This is a genomic window from Pseudomonas sp. LBUM1648, assembly GCF_059716145.1.
On sequence record NZ_CP166808.1, the window covers coordinates 1,171,061 to 1,193,701 of the forward strand.

Sequence of the window (22,641 nt, forward strand, 5' to 3'; positions counted from 1 at the left end):
CCGAGTCGTCTCCCCACTTCTCGGGGTTTCTTTTGTCTGCAATTTGCTCACTGCGCCGCCTGCTGTTCGAAGAACGTCCGGGCCTGTTCGAGGTAACCCTCACGCCTGTCGGGATCGAGCCAGTCGGCGTAGCGCTGGTTCAACTGATCGTGGGGCAGGGTACGCAGCAGTTGGTTGATCTCGGTGATCGCCTGGCGACCTTGTGGTGTGTCGGAACATCCGATGTACCCCGACAGGTATTTAGCGTTGCCCCGAATCGGATAAAACAGCAGCTCATCTTCGGCAATTTGTGCCAGATGAGCCTGGTAGCGGATTTCCGGCCAATAACCCAGAACTACCTGTAACCGTCCGAGACGCTGCATCATCAGCAGGCTGTTAAGAGCGTCGTTGCCGTAATGCGGTGTGAGTGCGTCTTTTGGTGCCTGGCGCAGCAGGTTGTCGACGAGCTCACCGTAACTGCGCTCCGCGACGATGCCGACCTTTTCCTTGCCATCGGCCAAAAGCGCCGCCAGATCGACTTCACCGTCCACCAGAAACCGCGCCAATACGTCGCGATCTTTCTGACGCACCACCAGCCCGTTGCTGACAGCGCGAAACGCAGGAATGGAAAAAGCGATCCATTGCGTGCGCTCTTTGCTCCAGATTAACGATGGGTCGCAGGTGAACGAGGCTTCGTGAAGCATCTGCATGCCGCGGGCGCGATTAACCCGCATCAGTGTGTGTTCGTATTGCGGCATGCCGGCGATCAGCATCGGCATCAGGTGATCGATGACGCCCTGGCCCTTTTTAGGACCTTCGAAAATCGTCAGCGGCGGCATGTCGCGCAGTAACCAGATCAGCGTCGGTTTCGCCTGCGCCCAAGCCGGAAAACCCAGCAGAAACAGCAAGCCGAACAGGCGCCACGTCCACCAGTGATGGGCGCGGTTGGCGGCTGATGTCTGTCGGTTTTTCAGTTCAAATGGCTCCGTCTTCGCGCAGTCGAGTGATCTGCTGTTCGTCGTAGCCAAGATCGTGGAGTACCTGCGCATTGTGTTCACCGAGCTGCGGCCCGACCCATTCGGACGAGCCCGGTGTCTCAGAGAGTTTCGGCACGATGCCCGGCATCTTGAAGGGCTTGCCGTCTGGCAACTTGGCGTGCAGGAACATTTCCCGGGCCAGGTATTGCGGATCGGTGAGCATGTCCTCGGCGCTGAAGATCCGGCTGACCGGCACGTCGGCCTGATTGAGCAGGTCGAGCACGGTTTGCAGCGGCAGCGAATTGACCCAGCGATCAATTACGCCATACAACTCGTCACGGCGGCTATCGCGCCCGTCGTTGCTGGCCAGCGTCGGGTCGTTGGCCAGATCGTCGCGGCCCATCACCTGCATGAAACGTTTGAAAATCGCATCGCCATTGGCGCCGATCTGCACATGCTTGCCGTCGGCGCTGGTGTGGATCGAGGAGGGCGTGATGCCGGGCATGATGTTGCCGGTGCGCTCGCGGATAAAACCGAACACGTCGAACTCCGGCACCATGCTTTCCATCATGGCGAAGATGGCTTCATACAACGCCACATCGACCACTTGGCCCAAGCCGCCGTTGACCTCGCGATGACGCAGCGCCATCAATGCGCCAATCACGCCCCACAGCGCGGCAATCGAATCGCCGATGGAAATTCCGGTGCGCACCGGCGGTCGATCCTCGAAACCGGTGATGTAGCGCAAGCCGCCCATGGATTCGCCGACGGCACCAAAACCTGGCTGATCCTTCATCGGCCCGGTCTGACCGAAACCGGAAAGGCGCACCATCACCAGTTTCGGGTTCAGCGCATGTAAGGTTTCCCAGCTCAGACCGAGTTTCTCCAGAACGCCGGGTCGGAAGTTCTCGATCAGGATATCGGCTTCAGCGAGCAGTTTTTTCAGGATTGCCAAACCCTCGGGGTGTTTGAGGTTCAGCGTCAGCGATTTCTTGTTGCGCGCCTGAACGAACCACCAAAGCGAAGTGCCTTCGTACAACTTACGCCACTTGCGCAAGGGATCACCGCCGTCCGGCGATTCGATCTTGATCACTTCGGCGCCGAACTCGCCGCAAATGCGCGAGGCAAACGGTCCGGCAATCAACGTACCCAATTCAATGACTTTCACACCGCTGAGCGGCTTGTTGGCGAACGGCATACTGAATCCTGTAGGACAAGGTTATGCGGATACAGCGTTTTAACATAGCCGGCTGTCAGGCGCGCAAAGTTGATCGCCATCAATTCGATGATTGCCTACCGCATCGGTTAGACTTGCCGACTTTCCTCGTATCAAGAAGCCCGTTCATGGCCCAGCCGTCCACTACGTATAAATTCGAACTGAACCTCACCGACCTCGACCGCAGCGTCTACGAGAGCGTCAAGCAGACCATCGCCCGTCACCCTTCGGAGACCGAAGAGCGCATGACCGTGCGGTTGTTGGCCTACGCCCTCTGGTACAACGAGCAGTTGTCGTTTGGCCGTGGTCTGTCGGACGTGGATGAGCCGGCGCTGTGGGAAAAAAGCCTGGACGACCGTGTCCTGCACTGGATCGAAGTCGGCCAGCCAGACGCCGATCGTCTGACCTGGTGCTCACGCCGCACCGAACGTACCAGCCTGCTGGCCTACGGCAGCCTGCGCGTCTGGGAAACCAAGGTCATCCCGGCGATCAAGAACCTGAAAAACGTCAACATCGCTGCGGTCCCGCAAGAAGTGTTGGAAACCCTGGCCAAGGACATGCCTCGCGTCATCAAGTGGGACGTGATGATCAGCGAAGGGACGATCTTCGTCACCGACGACCGTGGTCAGCACGAAGTCCAGTTGCAATGGCTGCAAGGTGAGCGCGGCTGATCCTGCGCTTTCACCAAATTAATCCCACGTATTCAAGAGAAGCCTCCGTCACCCCATGCGTATCGAACCTCGCCAACTGCCTGCCACTCTGCCATTTCTCGGTGATCTGCCACCGCTGCTGACCCGTTTGTACGCGGCGCGGGGCGTGCAGTCCGAGGCGGAGCTGGACAAGAGCCTGGCGCGCTTGATTCCGTTCCAGCAACTCAAGGGCATTGATGCGGCAGTAGATCTGCTGGTGACGGCGCTGGAGCAACGTCAGCGCATCCTCATCGTCGGTGACTTTGACGCGGACGGCGCCACCGCCAGTACGGTCGGCATGCTCGGTCTGCGTCTGTTGGGTGCGGCGCACGTCGACTATCTGGTGCCGAACCGTTTTGAATACGGCTACGGCCTGACCCCGGAAATCGTCGAAGTCGCCATGACCCGCGAGCCGCAGTTGCTGATCACCGTCGACAACGGCATCTCCAGCGTCGAAGGCGTTGCCGCCGCGAAGCGTCATGGGCTCAAAGTACTGATCACCGATCACCACTTGCCTGGCGACGAACTGCCGGCGGCCGATGCGCTGGTCAATCCGAACCAACCGGGCTGTGAGTTTCCGAGCAAGGCGCTGGCCGGGGTCGGGGTGATTTTCTATGTGTTGATGGCGTTGCGTGCGCGCCTGCGCAGCCTCGGCTGGTACGAGAGCAAACCGCAACCGAACATCGGCGAGCTGCTTGATCTGGTGGCATTGGGCAGCGTGGCTGACGTAGTGCCGCTCGACGCCAACAATCGGATTTTGGTGCACCAAGGTCTTGAGCGGATTCGTGCCGGGCGCGCGCGGCCGGGGATCAAGGCGATTCTTGAAGTGGCAAAGCGTGACGCGGCGCGGATAACCTCCACGGATCTCGGCTTTATCGTCGGCCCGCGGCTCAATGCCGCCGGGCGTCTGGATGACATGAGTCTGGGTATCGAATGCCTGCTCACCGCCGACGCCAATATGGCCCAGGAAATGGCCGCGCAACTGGACGGCATGAACCAGGATCGCAAATCCATCGAGCAGGGCATGCAGCGTGAAGCGCTGGCCCAGCTCAAGGATTTGCCCGTCGAGTCGATGCCGTACGGTTTGTGCCTGTTCGATCCGGAGTGGCACCAGGGTGTTATCGGGATCCTCGCCTCGCGCATGAAAGAGCGTTATTTCCGTCCGACCATTGCCTTCGCCGATGCTGGCGATGGGTTGCTCAAAGGCTCGGGGCGATCGGTGCAGGGCTTTCATATTCGCGATGCACTGAGCGTGGTTGCGGCGCAACATCCGAACCTGATCGCCAAGTACGGTGGCCATGCGATGGCGGCCGGCCTGACCTTGCCGCAAGAGAATTTTCCGTTATTCGCCGAGGCATTTGACGCCGAAGTGCGTAGGCAACTTCGCGAAGAAGACCTCACCGGGCGTTTGCTCTCGGACGGTACGCTGGCGGTTGAAGAGTTTCACCTCGAACTGGCCCGCGCCCTGCGCCACGCCGGACCGTGGGGGCAGCACTTTCCGGAACCGCTGTTCCACGGCGTGTTCCAGTTGGTCGAGCAGCGCGTGGTTGGCGAGCGTCATTTGAAAGTGGTGCTGAAAAGCGAGTGCGGTTCGGTGAAACTCGACGGCATCGCGTTCGGCATCGACCGCGATATCTGGCCGAACCCGACCATCAAGTGGGTTGAACTGGCCTACAAACTCGACGTCAACGAGTTTCGGGGCAACGAGACCGTGCAACTGATGATTGCCCACATCGAACCGCGTTGACCCCATTCGCGAGCAGGCTCGCTCCCACAGGGAGATGCATTCCAACTGTGGGAGCGAGCCTGCTCGCGAAAGCGGTCTTTCATACACAGAATCACTCTGAACCCTCCCGCCCCCCCGGTTGTCGACTAGGCTCTAAGCACTGCTTGATTGGCCTTGTGACGTTTTGTCGAATTTTTTGCCCGCGGGGGCGGGTGCTGTACCTTTTCCTGTCACTCGTCGACTTTTCAAACAGAACCCTGGAGCCTGCCCACTGATTTGAGAGGTGCCCCATGAGTCTGCTGCTTGAACCCTTTACCCTGCGCCAACTGACCCTGCCCAATCGCATCGCCGTGTCGCCCATGTGCCAGTACTCCAGCGTCGATGGCCTGGCCAACGACTGGCATCTGGTGCATCTCGGCAGCCGCGCGGTGGGCGGCGCCGGCCTGGTCTTCACCGAAGCCACGGCGGTCACAGCCGACGGGCGGATCACCGCCGAAGACCTTGGTTTGTGGAACGACGAACAGATTGAACCGCTGCAGCGCATCACCCGTTTCATCACCGCCAATGGCGCGGTGGCCGGCATTCAACTGGCCCACGCCGGGCGCAAGGCCAGCACCCATCGGCCCTGGATCGGCAAGCATGGCAGCGTCAAACCGGACGATGGCGGCTGGACCCCGGTCGGGCCTTCCCCGATTGCCTTCGACCCGCAACACACACAACCCAAACAGCTTGATGATGGGCAGATCGCCGACGTGATACAGGCCTTTGTCGATGCCGCCAAGCGCGCATTGACGGCGGGGTTCAGTGTGGTTGAAGTCCACGCAGCTCATGGTTATCTGCTGCACCAGTTTCTTTCGCCATTGAGTAATCAACGGCGGGATCAATACGGCGGTTCATTTGAAAACCGGATTCGGCTGGTGTTGCAAGTGACCGAAGCGGTGCGCGCGGTCTGGCCGGAAGAGTTGCCGGTGTTTGTCCGCGTGTCGGCCACTGACTGGGTCGAGGACGGCTGGAACCCGGATGAAACCGTAGAGCTGGCGCGACGCCTGCATACACTTGGCGCGGACTTGATCGACGTTTCCTCTGGCGGCACGGCGGCCAACGCGGAGATTCCCGTTGGGCCGGGCTATCAGACGCGCTTCGCTGAACGCGTACGCAAGGAGTCAGGCATCGCCACCGGCACTGTGGGAATGATTACCGAGCCGGCGCAGGCCGAGCACATTTTGCGAACCTGTCAGGCCGACATCATCTTCCTCGCCCGTGAACTGCTGCGTGATCCGTACTGGCCGTTGCACGCCGACGATGATCTGGGCGGACGCCAAGCCGTGTGGCCGGCGCAGTATCAGCGCGCGACCCATCGAGACCAGCCGATTCATGAGTCTGATCTGCGTGATTGAGTGAACTGCTGAAATGCAAAAAGCCCCGGTCAGTGATGGCCGGGACTTGGTTTTTTTGTCTGCTGAATATTGTTTTGCCTGGCCCGCCTTCGCGAGCAGGCTCGCTCCCACATTGGTTCAATGCCGGTCATGACTTTTGTGGTCGGCCGAGATCAACTGTGGGAGCGAGCCTGCTCGCGAAGAGGCCCGCCCAAACGCTAGAGAACCCTCAAGGGTATTTGCGCTTGTCCGGCGCCGGCGGGAAGTACTGGTACAACCAGGTTTCACTCAGCGTGCGGTCATTGGTGCGGATGAACAAACGCAGCTCCACCGGTTCAACGCTGTCATTGGTCGGGTACCAGTCAAACAGGATCCGATAACCCTTGATGTCATCCAGCACCAGCACGCTGAAGTCCTGCACCTTGCCGTTCGAGCACGTCACCACCGGTTCGATCCCGGTGCCCTGCGGCAGGCGATCGAGCCCGCCACCGTTGAAGTCCACGGCAAAACGGCGTGCCCATACCGGCGGATAATGTTCGCCCGGCGCCCAGCCTTCAGTGAAGCCGCCCATACCGGAGCGTGTGGCATGCACCCGTGCCAGCGGTGTACCCACCGGCGGCAGGGCGCTCCAGTACAACTTGTAGCCGTAGTTCAGCGAATCCCCGGCCGCGACCGGTTTTTTCGGTGTCCAGAACGCCACGATGTTGTCGAGGGTCTCGCCGGTTGTAGGAATTTCCAACAGATCGATAGAGCCTTCGCCCCACGCGGTTGTAGGTTCTACCCACAGGCTTGGGCGTTTGCTGTACCAGTCGACAGTGTCCTGATAGTTGGCGAATTCATGATCGGTCTGCACCAGACCGAAGCCCTTCGGATCGGTGTCGGCAAACGCGTTGAATTGCAGGGTGGCCGGGTTGTTCAACGGACGGCAGATCCACTCGCCGTTGCCGCGCCACATCGCCAGACGATCCGAGTCGTGTATCTGCGGGTGAATGGTGTCGCACATGCGGCGCTCGTGGGTGCCGCAGCTGAACATGCTGGTCATCGGCGAGATGCCCAGTTGTTCGATGGCCGTGCGCGCGTTGATGTGTGCGTCGACCTCCATCACCACGCGCTCGGCCTGGCAATCGATGTCGAAGCGATACGCGCCAGTGGCACTCGGCGAATCGAGCAGGGCGTACACCACAAAACGCGTGGCGTTCTTGTCCGGCGTCTCGAACCAGAATTTGGTGAAGTCAGGGAATTCTTCGCGTTTCTTCGCGTAAGTATCGATCGCCAGACCGCGCGCCGAGAGGCCATATTGGCCAGTGGCGTCGACCGCACGGAAATAGCTGGCGCCGAGGAACGACAACACGTCGTGGCGATCCAGTTCCGGTGCCTTGAACAGCTTGAACCCGGCAAAACCCAAGTCGCCCTTGAGCTGCTGGGTGTCGACCGAAGTATTTTCATAGTTGAACAGCGCCGGGCGGAAATGCACCTCACGGGCGGTGCGGGTCTTGGCGTCGACGCTGTACATGCGCACCGGCTGGCGGAAACCCATACCGACGTGGAAGAACTGCACGTCCAGCTGACCCTTGTTCTCTTTCCACAACGAATGTTCGCCGTCGTAGCGGATCGCGTTGAAATTTTGCGGGGTCATGGTCGCCAGCGTCGGCGGCAGCACCTGTTTGGTGTCCTGATACGCGCTGCCGGCCAGTTGCTTGGCCTGACGCTTCAGCGCTTCGAAGTCGAAGGCCTGAGCCTCGCCATCGGCGGCGCCGCCATTGGCAGCCCAGGCGCGGCTGGCCAGCAGGCCGGTAGCCGAAAGACCGGTGTAAGCCGCAATGGCCATGGACGCTTTGAGCAAATTCCTGCGGTGCATAAATACAACCTGTCGTGTGCAATCCCGCGCCCTTCCTGGCACGTGCTGGATCAGAAATAACGGTTCGGACATGCCTTGGCCAAACGCAACGGACTATAAACAGATGCCGTCTAGCTTAAACCGTTCGATTGTCGAGCAAAAATGATTGATTACAAGGTCGCATCTGGCAATGAAACAAGACATGTCAGTATTTTTTCCGACAGTGCTTTCTGATTTACACGGCATATCTGCTTTTTTCGACTAATTACTCTAAATACCCCTTTTCAGCGCCGTTTAAATTTCTATTCTATGGACATGACCGGTCGCGAACCTTCAGACCGGCTGGGCACACGACGCTGCTGAAAGGGGCAGGGCGATGTGGTGGTTAAGCAGTTCTTTGACGTATTAGAGAAGGACATCGTCCATGGCAAAAATACAAGGTATCACCGACATGTTGGGCATCTTTCCCTGTCTCGGCAGCGGGCGCAGAAGGCGTAGGCTTAGCTCCGATGAGCTGAAACTGGTTGAGCGTTATCGGGAGCTTTCGGAGAGCGACCGCATCGCGATGCGGTATCTGGTGGATGCGATGAGGAGTGTTTCGCGGTTTTAACCCTGGGATTGCGACAGTGAAAGCCATTTGGCTTTTACGGTCGCCAAGTCAATTAACCTGCCTGCGTCGGCATCAGCGATGCCGACTTTTATTGCTTCCTGGTGCTTGGTTAGGCTGATTTGCTTTAGGTAACACTCTGCGAAGAACTCATCGCTTGGGATGACTTCCAGAACGTAGGGCATTTCAACGATTGGCGCTTTCATCTGCAAACAACTCGGTTAGAGGTTTGAAACGCGGAACCTGTGGCGAGGGAGCAAGCTCCCTCGCCAAAGGTTTTTTGCTGGATGGACTTCAGCTACAGGTTCCCAAAACCGGATACGGCTGCTGGCCGTGCATCAACTCCGGCACGTCTCGCCATTTGACCCACGCCTGCTGTTGCCAGTGCAGCAGAGGGACGGTGACCCCAGCCCAGTTCACCGAACTCAGGCTCGGGCAGTTATCCACAGGTACCGCGTTGGTTTCGCGCAACATCGGAATCACTTCATGGCTCAGCCATTGGCGCAGATTGCGGTTTTCCGGGACGAAGTGGTGGACGAGCAGGGCGTACAGACCGGACTCGCTGACCATCGCGCAATCGACGATTTCGCCGTCCTTGCGCATGAGGACGTTGCGACGCTGATCGGGATCGAGTTTCAGGGTGAGGCGTTCGTTCAGCGGATAGCCCATCAAGCGACCGAGATCCTGGACGCAGAACCAGGCTTCGTGGTCTTGCATGAACGCGTGGAGGAAGCGGTTGTGGCGGGTGAAGACGGTGGGGGTGAAGTGCGGGTGGGTTTCAGGTGGATTTGGCGTGTGCTTAGGCATTTCTGACTCCATGTTGAAATGAGAGTCGCCACGAATCCTTCGACAGATTTTGGGTGGCGAACCGTGTGGCGTTCGAAGTCGGAACATTCTCGATCAACATGGAAGCCGAGAGGCCCGCACCACACGATCCGCCATAACGCGAAACTGAAAGGCAAAAAAGCCCCGGTCTCTATGGAGGACGCAGTTGCGCCAAGTTGATGATGTTCCGGCTTCGACCCCGGGTCGCTGAATTACCAGCGACGGGACAAAGCCTATCGGTCAGGCGCTTGCGGCGACAAGTCTACTCTGTCGACGCGCAGCGTAGGAAATGGGGCTTTCTCCGGAAGGCTGCATCTGTAGGAAATGCCTGTTTTTGCACTCGCTGCAGCCTGTCTGCATCTGAAGCCTGTTTTTTCGTTTATTCATGAAAACCCAAGCAATGAACTGCAGGTTTTCTCCATGTTGATCGAATTCTCGGTATCCAATTACCGCTCATTTCGGGACAGGCAAACCCTGTCCATGGCGGCGAGCCCTCGTCTGAACAAAACGCGCAATACGTTCAAAGCCTCCACGAGCGCAGAAAAGCTTCCGGAGCTGTTGAAGGTTGCAGCTATTTACGGCCCGAACGCCTCCGGAAAGTCTTCGCTGATCCGCGCAATGGGCATCGTCGGACGCTTGCTAGCGACACCACATGGTTCAAATGACGAAGCGCTGCCCGTTTCACCTTTTCGATTTGATTGCACTCTGAGCGATGCGCCCAGTGTCTTTGAGTACGACTTTATTCAGGGCGGACTGCGCTATCGGTTTGTCCTCGGGCTGACCGCGCAGAGGGTTGTTCAGGAACAACTGACTGCTTACCCGAACGGTAAGGAAACACTGCTTTATGACCGCCGGTTTGATGCTGAAGGTGAGCATTACCTGTTTGGTAAAACCCTTGAGGGCGGCAAGGAAGTGCATTGCGCCTGGCGCCGATTGACCAGTCCGACGATGCTGTTTATTGCACAAGCCGTCACTCATAGCAGCGAAGAGTTGAGTCAACTGCGCACTCCATTTAGTTGGTTTCAAACCGGTCTGCTAGTCATTGAACAGAACAACATGCTTGGCTTATCCACAGCCTCGATTCGCTTTCTGCAAATGGTCAAAAATCATACGAGCAACCTGCGCGATTTTCTCAGTGCGCTGGATATTCCCGTGTCTGCGATACAGCTCGACCCGGATGACGCCTCTGCAGACTTGAGCAACAGAAAACTGTCCTTGAAGGAGTTCTTCGCGGCGGCTCAAAAGGACAAACTGACACTCACGCATTCCAGCATTTCAGGCGATGCGCAGTTCGACTTCTCGGAGGAGTCTTGTGGAACCAAGAACCTGATTGGCTTCTGGTTGCCCTGGTTCATGATGAATCAGGCCGGTGGCAGCGGGATCCTCTGCGTCGACGAACTGAATAGCAGTCTTCATCCCGAAATCGTCGCTGACTTGATCGCAAAGCATCTGGACAGTGGGTTGGATACCCAACTGATTTTCACGACACACGATACCCATCTGATGAATGAAAAGATTCTGCGGCGTGACCAGTTCTGGATTACAGAGCGTGATGCGCATGGCGCCACGAGCCTGTTTTCCGTACACGATTTTGGAGGCCGGGAAAGCGAGGATGTCGAGAAACGTTACTTCGAAGGGCGCTATCGCGGGCTGCCGCTGATAAGGCGGGGGTGAGAGTAGTGAGTTCGTTCAAATCGTTTGATCGCAAGGCTTCCCGCTTCAAACCGCAGCCTAAGGTACTGGTGTTGTGTGAAGACAGTAAGTCAGGGAAACGTTATCTGGAGGAAGCCGCTTTTTATTTTCGGGCCAAGGCCCAGGTTGAGATCGTCCACTGCGGGGTTACACATCCAAGCGGCATTGTTGAGCGAGCAGTCGTAAGGCAAAAAAGCTTCGATAAGGTGTTCTGTGTTTTGGATCGAGACACCCACATGTGCTTCGAGCGAGCGTTGAATGCGGCGAAGTCTTATCCAAAAATCCAAGTCATCGCCTCTTATCCGTGCTTCGAGTTTTGGCTACTACTGCACTTTGGCTACAGTCGAAAACCGTTCAGCACAGCCGGGAAAAACTCTCCGGCTGATTTGGTGACCAAGAGCCTCAGAGCAAAACCCAGCATGGCTGACTATCAGAAAGGCAAAGACGTCAGCTACTTCGCTCAGCTACTCGGCAAGCCATTTCAGCAGGCAAGAGCGCTGGCCCCCAAAGTTCTTGACGATGTCGCCCTCAGTGGCGAACACAACCCAAGCACTGAAATTCACTTATTGATGGATGAGTTCGAAACCCTTTCAAAGCCCCAGCCGATTGACACATAAGCCCTCTCCGAGCCCCCCCCCATTGGCCTGGCTCAGTAGCTGAGAGGAGACGTTGCTGGCAGGCGCTGGCTGAACCAAGGCCATTCAGCCGCCATCCACTGTAGGAAACAAGATTTTTCCTTGAAGGTCGCGCCTGTAGGAAATGCCTGTTTTTGCACTGGCGCCAGTGAAACCACCCCTAACCAGTATTTTTTCCGTTATTTGTTTAAATCTCGCGCATCGCTACAGATGCTCGGCCCTTGGTTTCCGGGCTCAGCAGACAAGGTTGCTGCGATTGGAGACAGTTTCAGCGTCAATGATGAAATCACCACTGATGGGCGCTGGAATGTTTTGGTTGTAGATGATTTGTTTGATAGTGGGGCGTCGATGGACGCGGCCTGCGCTGTTTTGCGTAAATATCCAAAAGTGGGGAAGATTTACGTAGCAGCGCTAACTTGGAAGTGAACTCAATGACCACTGTATTTATTGCCGGCTCTATCAACATCAAGAACCTTGATCCGAAGGTTAAAGAGCGCATCAATAATATCGTTGCGTCTGATTTTGAGGTGGTGGTGGGTGATGCTGGGGGCGCCGATACCTCTATTCAGGAGTACCTGTTGAGCCTCGAACGATCCAGAACCACGGTGTTCTGCAGTGGTTCAACGCCGCGGAATAACCTTGGGCAGTGGCCCGCCAGAACAGTCGACTCCAAGCATTCCAAGGGATCGAGAGCCTTCTTCACTGAGAAAGACGTAGTCATGGCCGAAGCGGCTGACTACGGCTTGATGATCTGGGATGCAAAGAGCACCGGTACGCTCAGCAACGTCATAGAACTGTTGTCGAGAAAGAAGAAGTCGCTTGTTTTCGTCAACAGGGAAAAGGAATTCAAAGTCGTCGGAGACGTCAGTCAGCTCGAAGAGTTGATTGCATTCATGTCCGATCACGCCAAGCAAAAAGCCAACGAAAAAATCAAATTGTTCGATCGTATTTCCTTGCTGAAACACGATCAGGCAGAGCTTTCTTTCTGATGATTTTTCTCGGTTTCCTGAACCCCGGCACCTTGTCGGTGCCGAGGTCAAAAACGCTTAGCGACTCACCTTCCAAGCATCCCCAGCCGGCGCCTTCCCATGGTCATACGGCTTGCCAATCCACATATAAATCAAGCCCAAGCCAATCACGATCGCGGTGCTCAACACCATCGCATAGTTCACGTACCACGCCGCATCCGGCGTGCGTGGCCAGGCCATGTTGATGATTGCGCCAACGCCATACACCAGCGCGCCAATGTTCACTGGCCAGCCCCACGCGCCGAGGGTGAATTTGCCGCTGGGTTTCCAGCCTTTCACCCGCGCATACAGTGCCGCCAGCACGATCATCTGGAACGCGAGGTAGATGCCGATCGCGGCGAAACTGACGATGGTCGCGACGGCGTCTTGCAGGAAAAATCCGAGGGCGATGATCAGCGCCGGCAGGACGCCGGACACGAACAGCGCGGCAACCGGCACCTGAGTCGTAGGAGAAATCTTTTTCAGCAGTTGGCTGCCGATGACCATTTCATCGCGGGCGTAGGAGTAGAGAAGACGACTCGCTGCGGCCTGTAGGCTGATGACGCAGGAGATGAAGGAAATCATCACCACGCCCATCACCACTTTCGAGCCGACCGGGCCGAAGGCGTTGTTGAGGATGGTGGTGACCGGGTCTTTGTCGGTGCCGTTGATCACCGCTTGCATGTCCGGTACGGCGAGGATCAGCGCCAGGCAGGCGAACATCGCCGCGATGCCGCCGATGTAGATGGTCATGCGCATGGCTACCGGGATTTTTGCGCTCGGGTTCGGGGTTTCTTCGGCGACGTCGCCGCAGGCCTCGAAGCCGTAGTAGAGGAACATCCCCGCCAGCGAGGCGGTGAGGAATGCCGGCAGGTAGGAGCCGTCGACGCTGATGTCGAAGGTGTTGAACAGCACGCTCAGCGGCTGGTGACGTTCGAAGATCAGCAGGTACACGCCGACGATCACTGCGCCGACCAGTTCGCAGAGGAAGCCAAACATGGCGATGCGCGCCAGCACTTTGGTGCCGCTGAGGTTGACCAGCGTGGCGAACAAGGTCAGCACCAGAGCGATGACGATGTTGGTGTTGTTGCTCGGCTCAAATCCCAGCATCGCGGCCAGGTACGGGCCAGCGCCGACTGCGACGGCCGCGATGGTGACGCACAGGGCGATGGAGTAGATCCAGCCGACCATCCACGCCCATTTCTTGCCGACCAGTCGGCGCGCCCATGGGTAAACGCCGCCAGAAATCGGGAATTGCGAAACCACCTCGCCGAAGATCAGGCACACCAGCAACTGGCCGCAACCAACCAGCAAATAGGCCCAGAACATCGGCGGGCCGCCAGCGGCGAGGCACAGGCCGAACAGGGTATAAACCCCTACGACCGGTGACAGATAGGTGAAGCCCAGGGCGAAGTTTTCCCACAGGCTCATGCTGCGATTGAAGTTGGAGGTGTAGCCCAGTTTGCGCAGTTGTTCGGCATCGCTATCGGCGACGGCGGCTGAGAGATCGGGTGATGCACTCATGTGTGTTTGCTCCGTGAAATCGGCAGATTTCGGATGGCCGAGGCCGTGGCGGGGCTTTGGGAGCGCCGCCCGGTTCGGTAGTTATTGTTTTGGTTTCGTTGAAGCCTGGTGGTGAGTCGCCGACATCGTCCGTGTGTCGTGGAAAAGATCGCAGCCTGTTAATGCTTGAACATCACATGCCGAACCGTGGTGTAGTCCTCCAGCCCATACATGGACATGTCCTTGCCGTAACCGGACAGTTTCTGACCGCCATGCGGCATTTCGCTGACCAGCATGAAGTGCGTGTTCACCCAGGTGCAGCCGTATTGCAACCGTGCCGACATGCGATGCGCGCGTCCTACGTCAGCTGTCCAAACGGAGGACGCCAGGCCGTAGTCCGAATCGTTGGCCCACTCCAGCGCCTGCGCTTCATCGGTGAACTTGGTCACCGACACCACCGGCCCGAACACTTCGCGGCGGACGATTTCATCGTCCTGTTGCGCGTCAGCCAACACGGTCGGCTCGAAGAAGAAACCATTGCCGTCCACAGCCTTGCCGCCCGTGATCAAACGAATGTGCGGTTGCGCCACGGCGCGTTCGACGAACGCTGCGACACGATCACGATGCTGCGCAGTAATCAGCGGTCCCAGTTCGGTAGAAGGATCATCCTGCAAGCCGTACTTGATGCTGCTGACCGCCGCGCCAAGCTTCTCGACGAATTTTTCGTAAATGCCTTGCTGCGCGTAGATCCTGCACGCTGCCGTGCAGTCCTGCCCGGCGTTGTAGAAGCCGAATGTACGAATGCCTTCAACCGCTGCATCAATATCAGCATCGTCAAAGATGATCACCGGCGCCTTGCCGCCCAGTTCCATGTGCATGCGTTTGACGCTGTCGGCGGTGCTGGAAATGATGTTCGAACCGGTCGCGATTGAGCCGGTCAGCGAGACCATGCGCACTTTCGGATGAGTCACCAACGGGCTGCCAACGGTAGGCCCACGACCAAACACCAGATTGAGTACGCCGGCCGGGAAGATTTCCGATGCCAGTTCGGCCAGACGCAACGCGGTCAGTGGGGTTTGTTCCGACGGCTTGAGCACCACGGTATTACCGGCGGCCAGTGCCGGGGCGATTTTCCAGGCGACCATCATCAACGGGTAATTCCACGGCGCGATGGAGGCGATCACGCCGACCGGGTCGCGGCGGATCATCGAGGTGTGGCCGGGCAGGTATTCACCGCCGGCCGAACCGCTCATGCAACGGCTGGCGCCGGCGAAGAAACGGAACACGTCAGCAATTGCCGGGATCTCGTCGTTGAGCGCGGCGCTGTAGGGTTTACCGCAATTGTCGGACTCGAGTTTGGCTAATTCTTCGCCGTGGGCTTCGATAGCGTCGGCGAGTTTGAGCAGCAGCAGGGAGCGGTCTTTCGGCGCGGTTTGCGACCACTCGGCGAAGGCGCTATCGGCTGCTCGCACGGCGGCATCGACCTGGGCTTCTGTGGCTTCGTTGATTTCCACCAGCACTTCGCCGAGCGCCGGGTTGAGCACCGGTTGGGCGGGGCCTTCGCCGTTGACCAATTGGCCGTTGATCAAGAGTTTGGTTTGCATGCTTTTGTCCTCTTCGAATCCATTGTTTTATCTGTGGAAACCGGATCCTGTGTAGGAGCTGCCGCAGGCTGCGATCTTTTGATCTTGATTTTCAAAAGCAACATCAACAGATCGCAGCCTTCGGCAGCTCCTACAGGGGGATTTCAATTATTTTCCGCCACTGCCGGCGACGCTCTCACCACCCCGAGTCAGGTAGTACGCGCCAAGGATCGGCAGCATGGTCACCATCATCACCAGCATGGCGACGACGTTGGTCACCGGCACATCCCGTGGGCGACTGAGCTGGTTGAGCAGCCACAGCGGCAACGTGCGTTCATGGCCTGCGGTAAATGTGGTGACGATGATTTCGTCGAACGACAGCGCAAACGCGAGCATGCCGCCGGCCAGCAACGCCGAGCCGAGATTGGGCAGCATGATGTAGCGGAAGGTCTGCCAGCCATCGGCGCCCAGGTCCATCGAAGCCTCGATCAGACTGTGCGAAGTGCGGCGCAGGCGGGCGATGACGTTGTTGTAGACGATCACCACGCAGAAGGTCGCGTGGCCGACGATGATGGTGAACATTCCCGGCTCGATCCCCAGCGTCTTGAACGTCGCCAGCAACGCGATACCGGTGATGATCCCCGGCAGCGCGATCGGCAGGATCAGCATCAACGAAATACCCTGTTTGCCGAAGAAATCCCGGCGGTACAAAGCTGCCGAGGCAAGCGTGCCGAGCACCATCGCGATCAATGTGGCAATGGCCGCGATTTGCAGCGACAGCTTGATCGATTCCAGAACGTCCGGCCGCGAAAACGCCACGCTGAACCAGTGCAACGTAAAGCCCTTCGGCGGAAAGCTGAACGCGGCCTCTTCGGTGTTGAAGGCGTAGAGGAAGATGATCAGGATCGGGAAGTGCAGAAACACCAACCCGCCCCAGGCTGCGATGCGCAGACCTATAGACGCATGCCCTTGTGATGAAGAGTCAGAGTGCATCGAAGGCCCCCAGTCGTTTGACGATGGACAGGTAGATGGCGATCAACACAATCGGCACCAGCGTAAACGCGGCGGCCATCGGCATGTTGCCAATCGCACCTTGCTGCGCATAAACCATGCTGCCGACAAAGTAGCCCGGTGGGCCGACCAGTTGCGGCACGATGAAGTCGCCCAAGGTCAGGGAAAACGTGAAGATCGATCCGGCGGCAATCCCCGGAATCGACAGCGGCAGAATCACCTGCATGAAGGTCTGGCGCGGCTTGGCGCCAAGGTCGGCCGAAGCCTGCAATAACGACGGCGGCAGGCGCTCCAGTGAAGCCTGAATCGGCAGGATCATGAACGGCAGCCAGATGTAGACGAACACCATGAAACGCCCGAGATGCGAGGTCGACAAGGTGCTCCCCCCGACGCCGGGAATACCGAGGATGAACTGCAACACCGGCTCCAGCCCCAGATGCTGAACGAACCACTGCGCCACGCCGCCCTTGGCCAGAAGCAACGTCCATGCGTAAGCCTTGACGATGTAACTGGCCCACATCGGCATCATCACCGCGATGTAGAAAAACGCCTTGGTCTTGCCCGTGGTGTAGCGCGCCATGTAGTAGGCAATCGGGAACGCCACAATGGCGCTGGCAATCGACACGACGATGGCCATGCTCAGCGTGCGCAGGATGATGTCGAAGTTAGATGGCTGAAACAGTGCGGCAAAATTCGCCAGGGTCAGGTCAGGGGTGACCGCCATGGTGAAGTCGTCGAAGGTGTAGAAACCTTGCCACAACAGCACCAGCAGCGAGCCAAGATAGATCGCGCCGAACCACAGCAGTGGCGGCACCAGCAGCATCGACAAATACAAATTCGGCTTGCGGTAGAGCAGGTTGGAAAACCTGCGCAGCGGCGGCGATTGAGTCATCGCGAGCGTGCTCATCTCAGACCCCACTCGTCACGGTGTCGTGCAGCGGGATCATCGCCTCCCGCGCCCAGCGTGCGCTCAGGCGCTGGCCAGTCTGATGCTGTGCGCTGCTGTCGAGCCACTGGTTGTTGGCGTGGCTGATGCTCAGGGTCTGGCCGTTTTCCAGCGTCAGTTCATAGCGCGTGGCGCTGCCCTGATACTGGATGTCGTGGAGCAGACCGCTGACTTCGATTTCATGGCTGGCCAATGGGCCTTCAGCAAAGCGCACGTGCTCCGGACGGATTGAAAACGGCTGCGGATGACCACTGAGCTGGCGTGCCATTTCGCCACGAATCACGTTCGAGGTGCCGACGAATTCGGCGACGAATGTGGTGGTGGGTTTCATGTACAGATTGCGCGGGGTATCGACCTGCTCGATGCGGCCCTTGTTGAACACGGCGACGCGGTCGGACATCGACAGCGCTTCGGTTTGATCGTGGGTGACGAAGATGAAAGTGATACCGAGCTGGCGTTGCAGTTTCTTCAGCTCGCTTTGCATTTGCTCGCGCAGCTTTAAATCGAGGGCGCCCAAAGGCTCATCGAGCAGCAGCACGCGGGGTCGATTGACCAAGGCGCGAGCGAGGGCGACACGCTGGCGCTGGCCGCCGGACAATTGCACCGGTTTACGTGCGCCGTAGCCGCCGAGGGCGACCATGTCCAAGGCTTCTTCTGCGCGTTTGTGGCGTTCGTTTTTGCCCACGCCTTTGACTTTCAAGCCGTAGGCGACGTTGTCGAGCACGTTCATGTGCGGGAACAGCGCGTAATCCTGAAACACAGTGTTTACGTCACGTTGATACGGCGGCAAACCCGCCGCTTCGGCGCCGTGGATGCGGATCGAGCCGGCGCTCGGTTGTTCGAATCCGGCGATCAGGCGCAGGCACGTGGTTTTGCCCGAGCCGGAAGGGCCGAGCATGGAAAAGAACTCGCCGTCCTGGATATCGATGGAAACCCGGTCAACGGCTTTCACTTCGCCAAACTGCCGGGAAACGTTGGTGAACTGGACTGCAAGCGTCATGGTGCGGTGCTCCGGTAAAGCAGGCTTTCAAAGAATGATCAGGTGTTGCGTCGAAAAGATCGCAGCCTTCGGCAGCTCCTACAGGATGTGTGCCGGACGCTGAATTTTCGGTGCTCGCGGTCGGTGTAGGAGCTGCCGAAGGCTGCGATCTTTTGATCTTGAAGGGGCTTACCTACCGCCCATGATCGCTATGTAGTCCTGCGTCCAGCGGCTGTACGGCACAAACTTGCCGCCCTCAGCCTGTGGAGTTTTCCAGAAGGCGATCTTGTCGAACTGGTCGAAACCGTTGGTCTTGCAACCCTCGGCGCCGAGCAACTCACTGCCTTGGCAAGCCGCCGGCACGGCCGGTAACGAGCCGAACCACGCCGCCACGTCACCCTGGACTTTCGGTTGCAGCGACCAATCCATCCACTTGTACGCGCAGTTCGGATGCTTGGCCTCGGCGTGCAACATGGTGGTGTCGGCCCAGCCGGTAGCGCCTTCTTTCGGGATGGTCGAAGCGATTGGCTGCTTCTCGTTGATCAGGCCGTTGACCTGATATGGCCAGGCGCTGGAGGCGACCACGCCTTCGTTTTTGAAGTCGCTCATTTGCACCGTGGTGTCGTGCCAGTAGCGGTGGATCAGCGGCTGCTGGGCGCGCAACAGATCGAGCACGGCTTTGTACTGTGCTTCGGTGAGTTGATACGGATCGCTTATACCTAATTCAGGCTTGGCGGACTTCAGATACAGCGCCGCATCGGCGATGTAGATCGGTCCGTCATACGCCTGCACACGGCCCTTGTTCGCTTTGCCGTCCGGCAGGTTCTGCGCGTCGAACAGCACATTCCAACTGGTCGGTGCAGTCTTGAACACGTTGGTGTTGTACATCAGCACGTTCGGCCCCCACTGGTACGGGGTGCCGTAAGTCTGATTGTTGACCACGTACCAAGGCGCATCTTTCAGGCGTGGGTCGAGGGTTTTCCAGTTCGGGATCAACGCGGTGTTGATCGGTTGCACACGCTTGCCGACGATCAGACGCAGCGACGCATCGCCCGACGCGGTGACCAGGTCGTAACCGCCCTTGGCCATCAGGCTGACCATTTCGTCAGAGGTCGCGGCGGTTTTCACGTTGACCTTGCAGCCGGTTTCTTTCTCGAAACCGCTCACCCAGTCGTACGCCTTGTCGCTCTCGCCACGTTCGATGTAGCCCGGCCAGGCGACGATATCCAGCTGACCTTCACCAGCGCCGACAGCCTTCAGCGGTTCTGCCGCTTGCAGGCTGGCGCTGGCCAGCAAGGCCGTGGTGATTGCACTGAACAGTGCGGTCTTGTGCACGAACATGGTTGAACCCTCTTCTTTAAATTATGGTCGGGGCAGTTGTGAACGCGGTGAAGCATGCCGTTGGCGGCTTGTTATTAGCGTAGTCAGAGATGCTGGCCGTGGCGGGCCATGATGTGCCGCACCACGCTGTAGTCCTGAAGCGAATCGCTGGATAAGTCTTTGCCATAACCTGAACGTTTCAGCCCGCCGTGGGGCATTTCGCTGACCAGCATGAAATGGCTGTTGATCCAGGTGCAGCCGTATTGCAGGCGGGCGGCGACCTGCATCGCCTTGTCCAGATTCTGCGTCCACACCGACGAGGCGAGGCCGTATTCGGAGTCGTTGGCCCAGTCCACGGCTTGGGCGAGTTCATCGAAACGGGTCACGGTCACCACCGGGCCGAACACTTCGCGCTGGACGATTTCATCGCTCTGCTTGCAACCGGCCAGCAGCGTTGGTTGGTAGTAGAAACCGGCGCCGGAATGCACCGCCGCGCCGGTCACCCGCTCGATGTGCGGCTGACCGAGGGCGCGTTCGACGAAACTGGCCACGCGGTCGCGCTGGCGGGTGCTGATCAGCGGGCCGATTTCGTTGTCGGCATCGCGCTTGCCAGCGAAGCGCAGGCTGCTGACGGCGGCACCGAGTTCGGCGACTAATTTGTCGTGGATGCCGGCCTGGGCGTAGATCCGGCAGGCGGCGGTGCAGTCTTGCCCAGCGTTGTAATAACCGTAGGTGCGCACGCCTTCGACCACGGCTTTCAGATCCGCGTCGTTGCAGACGATTACCGGGGCTTTGCCGCCGAGTTCAAGGTGTGTGCGTTTCAGGGTTTTCGCCGCGGCCTGAAGGATTTTCTGCCCGGTGACGATATCGCCGGTCAGCGAGACCATGCGGATTTTCGGGTGACTGACCAAATGGCTGCCTACGCCTTCGCCACCCCCGCAGATGATGTTGATCACCCCACGCGGCAGGATTTCGGCGAGCGCAGGAGCCAGCGCGAGGATCGACAGCGGCGTGTGCTCGGACGGCTTGAACACCAGTGTGTTGCCGGCGGCGAGGGCCGGGGCGATTTTCCACGCGGCCATCATGATCGGGTAGTTCCACGGTGCAATCGAAGCCACGACGCCAATCGGATCGCGGCGCACCATGCTGGTGTAACCCGGCAGGTATTCGCCGCTGAGCTGGCCGGTCTGGCAGCGCACGGCTCCGGCGAAGAAACGGAACACGTCGACGGTCGCAGTCAAATCGTCCTGACGGGCCAGATGCAACGGCTTGCCGCAGTTCAGCGATTCGAGGCGGGCGAGGTGGTCGGCGTGTTTTTCGACCGCGTTGGCGATCTCCAGCAGCAGGTTGGAGCGTTGCTGCGGCGTGGTGCGCGACCATTCGGCAAAGGCACGGTGGGCGGCGAGGATGGCAGCTTCGACCTGCTCGGTGCTGGCCTCGGCGATGTGCGTGAGAATTTCACCGTTGGCCGGATTGAGGATCGGCTCGACAAAGCCTTCGCCGGCGACCAGTTCGCCGTCGATCAACAACGCGGTACACATCGGGGTCTGCGCGCCAGCCATTTTGCGAGTTCTCTTTTCTTGTATGGCCATTGGTGCTCCCTGTGCACCGGGAGCCGACCGTCTTATAGATGCAGCAAGACTAGTGCGCGGCTCCGGGGGCGACAAATTCTAAATACTGAAGGTGGCATTCGATTAAATAGATGGCTTGCGTCCGCCGTGGGGTTGTTCACGGGCCACGGTCAGAAATGGATCAACCAGCGCCGGCCGCGCGGTGCCACGACGCCAGGCCAGCCCGACATCGAGGGTCTGGTTGAGGTCTGCAATTGGCCGCGCTTCGATGATGTCGCCTTCCAGCGACCATGGGCGGTAGGTCATGTCCGGCTGGATCGACACGCCCAAACCCGCCGCTACAAGGCTTCGCACTGCTTCGGTTGAAGCGGTTCTCAGCGTGATCTTCGGTTGCAGTCCCGCACCGCGCCACAGGCGTTGAGCATTGCGATCCATCTCGTCGACGTTGAGTTGAATCAACGGTTCGCGGGCGACATCGGCGAGGTTGATGCTGTCGTGTTCCAAAAGCGGGTGCTGGGCCGGAAGCCATAAACGGTGCGGCGAATGAGTCAGAACCTCAGTCTGCAAGGCGTGGCGATCTTCGAGGTTGGAGAGGATCAACACGCCTACGTCGATCTCGCCACTGACCAGCAGATGCTCGATGTAGGGGCGTTCGTCCTCCATCACCCGTATCTCGACATTGGGATAAGCACGCTGAAATCGAGTGACCAAATCCGCGAGGTAATAACCAGCGACAAGGCTGGTCACACCGATGATCAACTGCCCGGCAACCTGATCGGTGCTTTGTTGCAGGCTGCGTTTGGCGTTATCCACCGTCGCCAGAATCAGGTGCGCCTGGCGTAGGAATTGATGACCCTGATGCGTCAGCGTCATGCCTTTGGCGTGTCGGCTGAACAGGCTGACGCCGATTTCTTCTTCCAGTTGCTGGATCGCCAGGGTCAGTGTCGATTGGGAAATGAATGCGGTTTGCGCAGCAGCGGAGATCGAGCCGGTCTCGGCCACGGCGATGAAGTGACGGATCTGACGCAGGGTCATCATGAGAGGGGTACCCAGTGGGCGGTTTTTATAGATTGGCTGGAGTGTATATCTATTTTCACGAAGGGCAGTCCGGTGCCAAGCAACATCTGGAAGCACACTCGTGAGCAGGGCACGGGCACTTTCA

At 58.6% G+C, this 22,641-nt stretch carries 21 protein-coding genes; 8 read left to right on the plus strand and 13 right to left on the minus strand.

Annotated features, from left to right (window positions below; genetic code table 11):
* Window positions 1-47: 47 nt before the first annotated feature.
* Both ACA043_RS05145 and ACA043_RS05150 read right to left on the minus strand, forming a co-directional pair.
* Window positions 48-1,007, minus strand: coding sequence for a TIGR02285 family protein (locus ACA043_RS05145; protein WP_497658729.1), 960 nt, complete (start codon window positions 1,005-1,007; stop codon window positions 48-50).
* Window positions 955-2,154: a CaiB/BaiF CoA transferase family protein gene (locus ACA043_RS05150; RefSeq protein ID WP_401270686.1), complete on the minus strand. Its 1,200-nt coding sequence runs from the start codon at window positions 2,152-2,154 to the stop codon at window positions 955-957. The genes ACA043_RS05145 and ACA043_RS05150 overlap by 53 nt, the downstream gene beginning before the upstream one ends.
* 146 nt (window positions 2,155-2,300) lie before the next feature.
* Between ACA043_RS05150 and ACA043_RS05155 the strand changes: the two genes are divergently transcribed.
* The 3 genes from ACA043_RS05155 (at window position 2,301) to ACA043_RS05165 (ending at window position 5,984) form a co-directional block, all read left to right on the plus strand.
* A complete protein-coding gene (locus ACA043_RS05155; RefSeq protein WP_007908961.1) occupies window positions 2,301-2,843 on the plus strand; it encodes a YaeQ family protein in 543 nt (180 codons plus the stop codon).
* Window positions 2,844-2,898: 55 nt separating this feature from the next.
* Window positions 2,899-4,608: a single-stranded-DNA-specific exonuclease RecJ gene (recJ, locus tag ACA043_RS05160; RefSeq protein ID WP_187679996.1), complete on the plus strand. Its 1,710-nt coding sequence runs from the start codon at window positions 2,899-2,901 to the stop codon at window positions 4,606-4,608.
* Between the two features lie 269 nt (window positions 4,609-4,877).
* Window positions 4,878-5,984, plus strand: coding sequence for an NADH:flavin oxidoreductase/NADH oxidase (locus ACA043_RS05165; RefSeq protein ID WP_401270691.1), 1,107 nt, complete (start codon window positions 4,878-4,880; stop codon window positions 5,982-5,984).
* A gap of 208 nt (window positions 5,985-6,192) precedes the next feature.
* Here ACA043_RS05165 and ACA043_RS05170 read toward each other — a convergent pair whose 3' ends face one another.
* The gene (locus ACA043_RS05170; protein ID WP_401270694.1) at window positions 6,193-7,821 is read right to left on the minus strand and encodes a glucan biosynthesis protein D; all 1,629 of its coding nucleotides are present in this window, start codon (window positions 7,819-7,821) and stop codon (window positions 6,193-6,195) included.
* Between the two features lie 403 nt (window positions 7,822-8,224).
* Here ACA043_RS05170 and ACA043_RS05175 point away from each other — a divergent pair, with 403 nt between their 5' ends.
* A complete protein-coding gene (locus tag ACA043_RS05175) occupies window positions 8,225-8,410 on the plus strand; it encodes a hypothetical protein (protein WP_102357616.1) in 186 nt (61 codons plus the stop codon).
* Here the strand turns inward: ACA043_RS05175 and ACA043_RS05180 are convergent.
* Entirely contained in the window at window positions 8,407-8,613 is a 207-nt protein-coding gene (locus ACA043_RS05180) for a hypothetical protein (RefSeq protein WP_497658730.1), read from the minus strand. The genes ACA043_RS05175 and ACA043_RS05180 overlap by 4 nt on opposite strands.
* Before the next feature lie 88 nt (window positions 8,614-8,701).
* Window positions 8,702-9,214 carry a BRO-N domain-containing protein gene (locus tag ACA043_RS05185; RefSeq protein ID WP_497658731.1) on the minus strand — a complete coding sequence of 171 codons (513 nt, stop codon included), beginning with the start codon at window positions 9,212-9,214 and terminating at the stop codon, window positions 8,702-8,704.
* A 438-nt stretch (window positions 9,215-9,652) separates the two neighbouring features.
* On the opposite strand from ACA043_RS05185, the gene ACA043_RS05190 reads away from it, so the two are divergent.
* From ACA043_RS05190 to ACA043_RS05205, 4 genes are all read left to right on the plus strand, one after another.
* Window positions 9,653-10,906, plus strand: coding sequence for an AAA family ATPase (locus ACA043_RS05190; RefSeq protein ID WP_497659619.1), 1,254 nt, complete (start codon window positions 9,653-9,655; stop codon window positions 10,904-10,906).
* Window positions 10,903-11,541, plus strand: a complete 639-nt coding sequence (locus tag ACA043_RS05195; protein ID WP_497616613.1) for an RloB family protein — start codon at window positions 10,903-10,905, stop codon at window positions 11,539-11,541. Before ACA043_RS05190 ends, ACA043_RS05195 begins: the two co-directional genes overlap by 4 nt.
* A gap of 120 nt (window positions 11,542-11,661) precedes the next feature.
* Window positions 11,662-11,985: a hypothetical protein gene (locus tag ACA043_RS05200; protein WP_497658732.1), complete on the plus strand. Its 324-nt coding sequence runs from the start codon at window positions 11,662-11,664 to the stop codon at window positions 11,983-11,985.
* 5 nt (window positions 11,986-11,990) lie between these two features.
* Complete coding sequence (locus tag ACA043_RS05205) at window positions 11,991-12,548, plus strand: hypothetical protein (protein ID WP_489879148.1); 558 nt, start codon at window positions 11,991-11,993, stop codon at window positions 12,546-12,548.
* 57 nt (window positions 12,549-12,605) lie between these two features.
* On the opposite strand, the gene ACA043_RS05210 is transcribed toward ACA043_RS05205, so the two are convergent.
* The 8 genes from ACA043_RS05210 to ACA043_RS05245 form a co-directional block, all read right to left on the minus strand.
* Window positions 12,606-14,090: an APC family permease gene (locus ACA043_RS05210; RefSeq protein WP_489879147.1), complete on the minus strand. Its 1,485-nt coding sequence runs from the start codon at window positions 14,088-14,090 to the stop codon at window positions 12,606-12,608.
* Window positions 14,091-14,248: 158 nt separating this feature from the next.
* Complete coding sequence (locus tag ACA043_RS05215) at window positions 14,249-15,673, minus strand: gamma-aminobutyraldehyde dehydrogenase (RefSeq protein WP_497658733.1); 1,425 nt, start codon at window positions 15,671-15,673, stop codon at window positions 14,249-14,251.
* Window positions 15,674-15,820: 147 nt separating this feature from the next.
* The gene (locus ACA043_RS05220; protein ID WP_497616621.1) at window positions 15,821-16,645 is read right to left on the minus strand and encodes an ABC transporter permease; all 825 of its coding nucleotides are present in this window, start codon (window positions 16,643-16,645) and stop codon (window positions 15,821-15,823) included.
* Window positions 16,635-17,570: an ABC transporter permease gene (locus ACA043_RS05225; protein WP_489879144.1), complete on the minus strand. Its 936-nt coding sequence runs from the start codon at window positions 17,568-17,570 to the stop codon at window positions 16,635-16,637. The genes ACA043_RS05220 and ACA043_RS05225 overlap by 11 nt, the downstream gene beginning before the upstream one ends.
* A gap of 1 nt (window position 17,571) precedes the next feature.
* Window positions 17,572-18,609 (minus strand): ABC transporter ATP-binding protein, encoded by a 1,038-nt coding sequence (locus ACA043_RS05230; protein ID WP_489879143.1) that lies wholly within the window; start codon window positions 18,607-18,609, stop codon window positions 17,572-17,574.
* A gap of 168 nt (window positions 18,610-18,777) precedes the next feature.
* Window positions 18,778-19,929 carry a putative ABC transporter substrate-binding protein YdcS gene (gene ydcS / locus ACA043_RS05235; RefSeq protein ID WP_401270719.1) on the minus strand — a complete coding sequence of 384 codons (1,152 nt, stop codon included), beginning with the start codon at window positions 19,927-19,929 and terminating at the stop codon, window positions 18,778-18,780.
* Between the two features lie 83 nt (window positions 19,930-20,012).
* Complete coding sequence (locus ACA043_RS05240) at window positions 20,013-21,470, minus strand: gamma-aminobutyraldehyde dehydrogenase (RefSeq protein ID WP_497659620.1); 1,458 nt, start codon at window positions 21,468-21,470, stop codon at window positions 20,013-20,015.
* 132 nt (window positions 21,471-21,602) lie between these two features.
* Window positions 21,603-22,517 carry a LysR family transcriptional regulator gene (locus tag ACA043_RS05245; protein WP_123534402.1) on the minus strand — a complete coding sequence of 305 codons (915 nt, stop codon included), beginning with the start codon at window positions 22,515-22,517 and terminating at the stop codon, window positions 21,603-21,605.
* Window positions 22,518-22,641: the final 124 nt, after the last annotated feature.